Origin of the sequence: Cereibacter changlensis JA139 (assembly GCF_003034985.1) — a bacterium.
Lineage (GTDB): Bacteria > Pseudomonadota > Alphaproteobacteria > Rhodobacterales > Rhodobacteraceae > Cereibacter > Cereibacter changlensis.
Genome location: NZ_PZKG01000328.1, coordinates 1 through 1,438 on the forward strand (window position 1 = coordinate 1; position 1,438 = coordinate 1,438).

Below are 1,438 nucleotides of genomic sequence, written 5' to 3' on the forward strand. Positions count from 1 at the left end.
ACCTCACAATAGCGAGGCTATCCGATCTGACAAGATGCGAAATCCTAGTGAAGCACTATGTTGAAACTTCGTCTTGATTTGTCGCGCTGTCCATTTTGTCCAGGATCTTCCAGATGTCGTTGGGCACCCGGATCTGAGGCACAAGAGGTAGAGTGACCGATGTCCAATGAGGCACATGGTCGCGGAGCAAGGAGCGAAGACCCAAGAAGGTCTTCAAAAGGCGGGGCTCATAGTTGAACGTCTTCATCAGGATCTTGGCTTCGCCGGTCGGCCGCGACAGCAGAACGTACCAACCCAACACCGTGTCATCCGTCTTGTCTGGCTTGCCCAGGGCGACGAACCGCAGCGTGGCGCCGTCGACCGACATCTCTTTGCCGAGGCTGGCTTCCCACATGAGTTTTGGCGGAGAAACGGACATCTGTGAACCTTCCTTTGTCCTGCGGGCTTTGCCCAAACCGAGTTTGTGTCGCGCAGCCCTGCTATCAGAGATGGCAGGGGAGCGCAGTGCTTATGGCGATGAAACCCAGTGAGCAGTTTTGACCGAGTTTCGGTGGACAGTCGAGTCAATCCACCCGCGTGGCGCCGAGCTCACATGAAACGGGGCTGAACCAGCGTCGATCTGCCGATTTTGCAGGTCGTCGGGCACATGCACGCCACTACAGATCCCAAACGCCGCATCCTGTCGTGGCAGCGCACGCATTTATTGCTAGCTTGTGCGACATCGCACGATTAGCTAAAGCAACGCGATTTCCGATTGGTGCGAGGTATGCAAACGGCGGCGTCACAGCATGGCGGGGGCGTCGAGCAGGCCCAGCCGGGCTGCGATCCTCACAGCATGCATCGCATTCCGCGCGCCGAGGATCGACTTGGCTCGGTCGATACGCTTGCGCACCGTCTGGATGGAGATCTCGCGAACCGACGCGATCTGCCGATGCGAGAGCCCCGCCCCCAGATCCCGAAGCGTCTCCAACTCAACCTCCGATAGACCCGAGTTGATCCCGATGCCGGTCATCGCCTCATCCAGAACGTCCGCCAAGCAGTCGATCTCGAGGTCGGTCAACTCGCGGTCCGGCCGCGCCGCGAAGAGGACGCAGCGCAGGATCGGGCTCTTCTCGTTCCTGCGCGCCACCGACGCGCCATAGACCAGACCGTACTGACGACCTTCCTCGATCACATGTTGGCTCAGCCCTGTGTGCCCCAGAGCGGAAGATCGCTCCACCGCGTCGTTCCCGAGTTTACGGTTGACCAGATCGCGACCGGATCATGCGACACGAAGTGCATCTCCCGATACCGCTTCACCCATGCTTCCGAGTAAGTCGTGACCTGCACCTGCGGCGTTAGGTAGCAGACGTTCAAAGCCATCGTGTAGCCTGACGGCGCAATATCCGCGAGCTTGGCGGCGACCTCCTTGTGATGCGGGACTATATTTTTCAGCACC

General features: G+C 59.2%; 3 protein-coding genes. All 3 read right to left on the reverse strand.

The genetic code is table 11. The annotated features are described in order from the left end of the window. Nucleotides 1-55: 55 nt before the first annotated feature. Nucleotides 56-418: a hypothetical protein gene (locus tag C5F48_RS23735; protein WP_146170756.1), complete on the reverse strand. Its 363-nt coding sequence runs from the start codon at nucleotides 416-418 to the stop codon at nucleotides 56-58. Nucleotides 419-781: 363 nt separating this feature from the next. Next, nucleotides 782-1,174 (reverse strand): LuxR C-terminal-related transcriptional regulator, encoded by a 393-nt coding sequence (locus C5F48_RS23740; protein ID WP_107666123.1) that lies wholly within the window; start codon nucleotides 1,172-1,174, stop codon nucleotides 782-784. An 8-nt stretch (nucleotides 1,175-1,182) separates the two neighbouring features. Further along, a partial coding sequence (locus C5F48_RS23745) for an autoinducer binding domain-containing protein (RefSeq protein ID WP_181247772.1) occupies nucleotides 1,183-1,438 on the reverse strand: 256 nt, incomplete at its 5' end.